The 6,717-nt window shown below is 38.1% G+C and carries 7 protein-coding genes; 3 read left to right on the top strand and 4 right to left on the bottom strand.

What is annotated here, in order from left to right; genetic code table 11:
* Positions 1-199 precede the first annotated feature (199 nt).
* Positions 200-754: an NADPH-dependent FMN reductase gene (locus ACFSR0_RS06435; RefSeq protein ID WP_379981041.1), complete on the top strand. Its 555-nt coding sequence runs from the start codon at positions 200-202 to the stop codon at positions 752-754.
* A gap of 131 nt (positions 755-885) precedes the next feature.
* Here ACFSR0_RS06435 and ACFSR0_RS06430 read toward each other — a convergent pair whose 3' ends face one another.
* From ACFSR0_RS06430 to ACFSR0_RS06420, 3 genes are all read right to left on the bottom strand, one after another.
* The gene (locus ACFSR0_RS06430) at positions 886-1,074 is read right to left on the bottom strand and encodes a CsbD family protein (RefSeq protein ID WP_379981039.1); all 189 of its coding nucleotides are present in this window, start codon (positions 1,072-1,074) and stop codon (positions 886-888) included.
* A 134-nt stretch (positions 1,075-1,208) separates the two neighbouring features.
* The gene (ffh, locus tag ACFSR0_RS06425) at positions 1,209-2,627 is read right to left on the bottom strand and encodes a signal recognition particle protein (protein WP_379981037.1); all 1,419 of its coding nucleotides are present in this window, start codon (positions 2,625-2,627) and stop codon (positions 1,209-1,211) included.
* 14 nt (positions 2,628-2,641) lie between these two features.
* Positions 2,642-2,980, bottom strand: a complete 339-nt coding sequence (locus ACFSR0_RS06420; protein WP_379981035.1) for a putative DNA-binding protein — start codon at positions 2,978-2,980, stop codon at positions 2,642-2,644.
* Positions 2,981-3,218: 238 nt separating this feature from the next.
* On the opposite strand from ACFSR0_RS06420, the gene ACFSR0_RS06415 reads away from it, so the two are divergent.
* The gene (locus tag ACFSR0_RS06415; protein ID WP_379981033.1) at positions 3,219-3,926 is read left to right on the top strand and encodes a response regulator transcription factor; all 708 of its coding nucleotides are present in this window, start codon (positions 3,219-3,221) and stop codon (positions 3,924-3,926) included.
* Positions 3,923-5,653 (top strand): sensor histidine kinase, encoded by a 1,731-nt coding sequence (locus tag ACFSR0_RS06410; RefSeq protein ID WP_379981031.1) that lies wholly within the window; start codon positions 3,923-3,925, stop codon positions 5,651-5,653. The genes ACFSR0_RS06415 and ACFSR0_RS06410 overlap by 4 nt, the downstream gene beginning before the upstream one ends.
* 126 nt (positions 5,654-5,779) lie before the next feature.
* Here ACFSR0_RS06410 and ACFSR0_RS06405 read toward each other — a convergent pair whose 3' ends face one another.
* Positions 5,780-6,673, bottom strand: a complete 894-nt coding sequence (locus tag ACFSR0_RS06405; RefSeq protein WP_379981029.1) for a phosphate ABC transporter substrate-binding protein — start codon at positions 6,671-6,673, stop codon at positions 5,780-5,782.
* Positions 6,674-6,717 lie beyond the last annotated feature (44 nt).

Below are 6,717 nucleotides of genomic sequence, written 5' to 3'. Positions count from 1 at the left end.
TGTAGATACCTCTTTCATACTTATGGTTTTGACGCTTTTAAGTATAACGTATCTACATGATTTTTTTGTTTATTTCTTTATGCATTTCATTTTACAACTTACCTTTTCTTTTCAACTATCCATTACGTTCAAAATTTTTGATTTATTTTTTTGTTATGCCTACAATGGTCTTGTAAAGAAAAAAAGAGGAGGAACATACATGACAAAGAAAATTGGTATTATTGTCGGCAGTTTGAGAAAAGATTCGCTAAACAAAAAAGTGGCAACCTACTTTGCAAGTGTTTTGCCTACAGGATTTGAACCAACCTTTATTGAAATTGGTGATTTACCTTTGTACAATGAAGATTTGGATGTTGAAGGCGCTGTTCCAGAGGCCTGGGGTCGTTTCCGTCAAGAAATGGCGAATGTTGATGGGGTCTACTTCTTTACGCCAGAATACAATCGTTCTGTTCCGGCAGCATTGAAGAATGCCTTAGATGTTGGTTCGCGTCCTTATGGTCACAGTGTTTGGGATGGCAAACCTGCTTTGGTTGTCTCTGTTTCCCCTGGTGCGATTAGTGGCTTTGGTGCCAACCATCATCTACGTCAATCATTGGTTTTCCTAAATATGCCTACATTGCAACAACCTGAAGCATACATTGGCAATGCCTTAACAATTTTTGACGAAGAAGGTAAAATAAAAGCCCAAACAGCAGAATTCTTTGATTTAATCTCAAGGAAGTATATTGAGTTTTTCAACAAATTAGCTGACTAATTTGCTGATTGTTTTTTCTATTCATGATTTACCTATTTATTTTATCCAGCTAGCGCTTGTCGGTTTATGCTAGCTGGATTTTCTATAAAAAAAGTAGATGCTTTGCATCTACTTTAGAAAGGATTTATTGGTTATTTTTTATCTTTATGATCGACGAATTCATTCACCTTTTTTGCTACATCGTCAGCGAATTCCTCCACTTTTTCTTTGGAATCGCCAAATCCTTTTTTGATTTTTCCTTTTAATTCTTCGGAGTCATCACCAGTTACTTTACCTTTCGCTTCAGTTAATTTACCCTCTACTTGATCTTTGTTCACCATTGTGCATTTCTCCTTTCTGTTTCTACATTCATAGTAACATCAATAAGAAAGCGGTACAACTAATATGAATGAACAAGCAGAGAATGGAACGAAAATGAAAAGGAAAAAACTGTTTCACTGCCTTGCGACTTATGCTATTTCCGTTTCTTTTTCTTTTTTTTGTTTTTTTTCACCATTCGATTCATTGCCATCTTACCCAATTTTCCTTTGATGCCTGTCCCAAACATTTGATCCATACCTGGGACATTAAAATTACCGTTTGACATTTTTTGCATCATAGTTCGGGCTTCTTTGAATTGCTTGATCATTCGATTGACTTCAACAACATTATTGCCTGAGCCAGCTGCAATCCGGCGTCGACGGCTAGGGTTTAACAAATCTGGATTTTCCCGTTCTTCGGGAGTCATCGAAAAGACAATGGCCTTTTTACGAGCGATGTCTTTCGGATCTACTTTGAAATTTTCCATTCCTGGTACTTGGCTCATTCCTGGGATCATTTTCATCAAATCTTCCAATGGCCCCATGCTCATGACTTGATCCAATTGTTCAATGAAGTCATTAAAATCAAAACTATTTTCCTTCATTTTTTGGGCAAGTTCTTCAGCCTTTTTCTCATCGTAATCTTGTTGGGCTTTCTCAATAAGTGTTAGCATATCTCCCATGCCGAGAATACGACTAGCCATGCGGTCAGGATGGAAAATTTCTAAATCTGTCAGTTTTTCCCCCGTACCCGTGAATTTAATTGGTGCTCCAGTAACTGCGCGAATGGAAAGTGCGGCACCCCCTCTAGTATCCCCATCTAATTTGGTGATAACAACACCAGTGATTCCTAACTGTTGGTTAAAGCTATCGGCAACCGTTACAGCATCTTGCCCTGTCATTGCATCAACAACGAGTAAGATTTCGTTCGGCTGTGCCAATGCTTTTATTTGCTTCAACTCTTCCATTAACGCTTCATCTACATGCAAACGTCCGGCTGTATCAATCAAGACATAATCATTTTTTTTCTCAACGGCAAGCGCCAAACCTTGTCGCACAATTTCAACTGGACTTACTTCGGTCCCCATATCGAAAACAGGTACATCCAATTGTTGACCTAGTACTTTTAACTGATCAATCGCTGCTGGTCGATAAACGTCGCCAGCGATCATTAAAGGGCGAGCATTCTCCGTTTTTTTCAGTTGGTTTGCTAATTTTCCGGCAAATGTGGTTTTACCAGCCCCTTGTAACCCGACCATCATGATAATCGTTGGTATTTTCGGAGCTTTTTCTATGCCTACCGTTTCTGAACCTAATGTTGCAGTCAATTCCTCATTAACAATTTTTACAATTTGTTGTGCTGGTGACAGGCTATCAAGTACTTCTGCACCAATTGCTCTTTGTCGCACATTTTTCGTAAATTCTTTTACTACTTGTAAATTTACGTCTGCTTCTAGAAGTGCGAGCCGGATCTCCCGCATCATTTCTTTTACATCAGCTTCCGTGACTTTGCCTTTTTTTCGTAATTTACTCATCGCTTGTTGCAAGCGTTCTGTCAAGCTTTCAAATGCCATCTTTGTTCCATCCTTTATTCGTCAATTTCTGCTAATTTCTGCAATAATTCTTTTAAGAACGTCTCTTCTGGGTATTTTTCCGTAAGGTATTCTTCCATTTGCTCCATTAATTGGCTTCGTACAACATAATCGGAATACATATGCAACTTTCGCTCATAATCTTCTATTATCTTTCCAGTCCGTTTGATATTGTCATACACTGCCTGACGACTAACATCAAATTCTTCTGCAATTTCACCTAAGGAATAATCATCTGCGTAATATAGTTCCATGTAGTTCATCTGCTTTTGTGTAAGAAGGGTGGAATAGAATTCAAAGAGCGCATTCATCCGATTGGTTTTTTCAATTTCCACAGACAATCTTCCTCCAGTTACTTTTCAATAAATGTCGCCTTTTATTATACCATTTAAGTGTATTGCAAACCACCTCTTAGTTGATGGGAACGACCGACTTTTTCAGATAGTTCAGAAGAAAAGTTCACTATGGATAGTCCAAGCTAGCTTTTCACTTGTTTATGAAAGTTGCCAATAGTTCCTCATCTCAATTCGTGTTAGAATGAACGTATGAAAAAAAGGAGCTAAGGAGTACATTATGAAAAAAATTCTTGTAGTGGATGATGAACCATCAATCGTTACCTTACTAACATTTAATTTGGAAAAAGAAGGGTATCAAGTAACAAGTGCCACTGATGGTCTGGAAGCGTTAGAAGTTGCGCTGACACAGCCCTTCGATTTTATTTTGCTTGATGTCATGTTGCCTCACATAGATGGCATTGAGATTACAAAACGTTTACGCCAAGAAAAAGTGGAAACACCCATTCTAATTCTAACAGCGAAAGATGATCCGATTGATCGCATTCTTGGACTGGAAATTGGTGCTGACGATTATTTAAGTAAACCATTCAGTCCACGTGAAGTTATCGCCCGTATCAAAGCAATTTCACGCCGCGTTGTCCATAAAGAACCCCAATTAGTTGATGAAGAAAAAAATGAATTGGTCAAAATCGGCACCATTGAAGCTGATTTATCCAATTACCAAGTCAAAGTCAAAGGCCAACAGATTTTTCTTACACCAAAAGAGTTTGAGCTTTTGGTCTATTTCATGAAACGTAAAGATCGCGTCATCGATCGTGATACCCTATTGGATCGTATTTGGCATTTCGATTTTGATGGTCAAAGTCGTATAGTGGATGTTCATATTAGCCATCTGCGTGAAAAAATTGAAGACGATCCAAAGCATCCTCAATATTTGCAGACTGTTCGTGGTTTTGGCTATACATTTAAGGAGCCTCATCAATGAAACGTTTTTTTAAAAATTACGGCGCATTAAGCGTTGTTTTTCTTTTCCTTTTTTTCGGTAGCTGGCAATTAATTAGCCGTTTTTACAACCAACAAGTGACCAATCAACAAGTCAGTTACTTGCAAAAAAAAGGAAAACTGCTATTACACATGAGTGATAGTCAAATAATGAAGCTGCAAGAACTCACGAGTACCTATAGTGAAGACTCCGATGAACGATTAACCTTGCTTGATAAAAACGGCCATATTCTCAAAGATAGTTCAGATGGATCATTACGTGGCACCCGCTCCAATCGACCGGAAATCAAGGCTGTGATGAGTGGAAATGCATTTGGAAAAGCAACTCGTTGGAGCACTACCATCAAAAAAACGTTCTTGTATGTAGCACTTCCCATCCAAGAAAAAAATGAGATCGTTGGTTATTTACGTTTGGCTGAGCCTGCGGATGATTTTCTAGAAAGTTCAAAAGGGATAAAACAATCCATTTTTATGATTTATTTGCTTTTTTATTGTATGGTCTATTTCTTAGTTTTGCGTATTTTAACCAAACGCAATCGCCCCGTAGAAACTGTTCTCCCCATCTTAAAAAAGATGATTCAAGATCCAATGATCAATGAAGTCGTCGAAAAGGAAAAACCAAATGAACAAGAAGAAGAATTGTTGACGGTTGTTTCCAAATTAAATGATCAGCTGAATCAAACCTACCTTGCGTATGAGTCTAGCGAAAAGCAACTCACTACTTTGTTTAATGAATTAAAAATCGGTATTTTTATTTTGGATCATGAAGGAAAGGTAAAGTCCATGAACGCTTCGATGCAAAAAAATTTAGGTATCGCCCCCATTGAACAATGGCACGTTCCTTTCTCTTCGGTCATTACTGATACACATTTGATTCAACTGATTTATCATGTTAGCGAACGTGCGCCATTTGTTAATCAAGAAATAAAAATAGCAGCCACGCAAAAAATATTGGATGTCACCCTTCGCTACTTTAAAGAGGATCATCAAATTTTAGTCACGGCGTATGATTTAACTAAAATCCGCCAACTTGAGAAAATGCAACGTGATTTCGTTGGAAATGTCACGCATGAATTAAAAACCCCAGTTACTTCCTTGATTGGCTTCACCGAAACTCTGCTAGACGGTGCGAAAAATGATCCCGAAACCTTGGTATCTTTTTTGACGATTATGCAAAAAGATGCTTATCGTTTAGAAGAATTGATTCAGCAAGTCATTCAATTATCGAAGAGCACGGATCGCTATGATTATGAGTTAAAAAATATTCCACTTTTTCCATTTATTCAACATATAATCGAAGACTATCATACATTATCGGTAGAAAAGAATATTCACTTTGCTATTCATGGCAACCAAGAATATCTCTTTTTTACCAAACAAGAGCTTCTGCAGGCAATTTTGAAAAATTTAATTGAGAATGCCATTTATTATTCTACTGAAGATACCACGATTCAAATTTTATTTAGTCAAGTCAATAAAAAATTAACTATTCAGGTAAAAGATGAAGGTGTTGGTATCGATAAAGATGATCAAAAACGAATCTTTGAACGATTCTACCGAGCGGACAAGGCGCGTGCGCGTAATTCTGGAGGCTCTGGTCTAGGACTAGCCATTGTGAAAGAGTATGTTGAAGCCTTAAATGGTACAATTGACGTACAAAGCTATCCAGGTATCGGTACAACCTTTATTCTAAATTTTCCATTAACCTAGCTTTATAATAGTTGTCTCATGCACCATTCATTTTTCAAGGAAAAAGACAAGTGGGAACCGACCACCAAATTTTTTTGGTAGAGTCGGCTCCCACTTGTCTTTTGATTGTGCGACCTGTTTTGCTATTTATTTCACATCAGTTACTTTTCCATCAGCGGTTCGTTCAACTTTCATTGACGTAATTGGCAAGTAACCCAATTCTTTTACAGCACCCTTTTGAATTTCATCGCTTGTCATATAGTCTAAGAACTTCTTCACGCCGGCATCGGGTTCGCCTTTTGTATACATATGTTCATAAGACCAAACTTTCCAGTCATTTGTTTCAATATTTTCAGCAGTTGGTTTCACATCATCAATTGACAATTCTTGTAGTGAGCTATCAATATAGGATAGCGCTAAATAGCTGATTGCTCCTGGTGTTTCAGAAACAATTTTCTTTACCGTACCAGATGAATCTTGTTCTTGGCTTTGAACGGGTTCAGCGCCATCTAATGCCCATTTTTCAAAAGTGGCACGAGTCCCGCTTCCTGCTGCTCGGTTGATGACCGTAATGGCTTCATCTTTTCCGCCCACTTTGCTCCAATTTGTAATTTTTCCAGTGAAAATATCAATCAATTGTTCTTTTGTAACATTCTTAACGCCTGCGTCTTTATTAACAACTGGTGCCATTCCGACAACAGCTACTTTGTGATCGACGATAGCACTCGCATCTACCCCTTCTTTTTCTTCGGCAAACACATCTGAGTTTCCAATCGTTACAGCGCCACTAGCGACTTGGCTAAGACCAGTTCCTGATCCACCGCCCTGAACTGTAATATCATAATTTGTATTTTTTGCAGTGAAACTTTCCTTTGCTGACTCTACTAACGGTTGTAAAGCAGTTGAACCTACCGCTACAATTTTGACCGGTTCATTTGAAGCAGCTGAACTGCTTTCGCTTGATCCACTGCTACTTGAATTGCTACCACACCCTGCTAATAAAATACCTGCTAATAAAAGGACGGAACCTAGTTTTTTCATTTGTTACTCTCCTCTCTTTCTAACAACCATAGTCTAACAAGAGG

It is taken from the genome of Enterococcus camelliae (genome assembly GCF_042685105.1).
In the GTDB taxonomy this organism is placed as follows: Bacteria; Bacillota; Bacilli; order Lactobacillales; family Enterococcaceae; genus Enterococcus_G; species Enterococcus_G camelliae.
This window is presented reverse-complemented; position numbering and strand designations above follow the sequence as displayed.

What these genes read in the sequence shown, in the direction of transcription:
- ACFSR0_RS06435 (WP_379981041.1), top strand. Translation starts at nt 200, where the DNA reads ATGACAAAGAAAATTGGTATTATTGTCGGCAGTTTGAGAAAAGATTCG.
- ACFSR0_RS06430 (WP_379981039.1), bottom strand. Translation starts at nt 1,074, where the DNA reads ATGGTGAACAAAGATCAAGTAGAGGGTAAATTAACTGAAGCGAAAGGT.
- ffh (WP_379981037.1), bottom strand. Translation starts at nt 2,627, where the DNA reads ATGGCATTTGAAAGCTTGACAGAACGCTTGCAACAAGCGATGAGTAAA.
- ACFSR0_RS06415 (WP_379981033.1), top strand. Translation starts at nt 3,219, where the DNA reads ATGAAAAAAATTCTTGTAGTGGATGATGAACCATCAATCGTTACCTTA.
- ACFSR0_RS06410 (WP_379981031.1), top strand. Translation starts at nt 3,923, where the DNA reads ATGAAACGTTTTTTTAAAAATTACGGCGCATTAAGCGTTGTTTTTCTT.
- ACFSR0_RS06405 (WP_379981029.1), bottom strand. Translation starts at nt 6,673, where the DNA reads ATGAAAAAACTAGGTTCCGTCCTTTTATTAGCAGGTATTTTATTAGCA.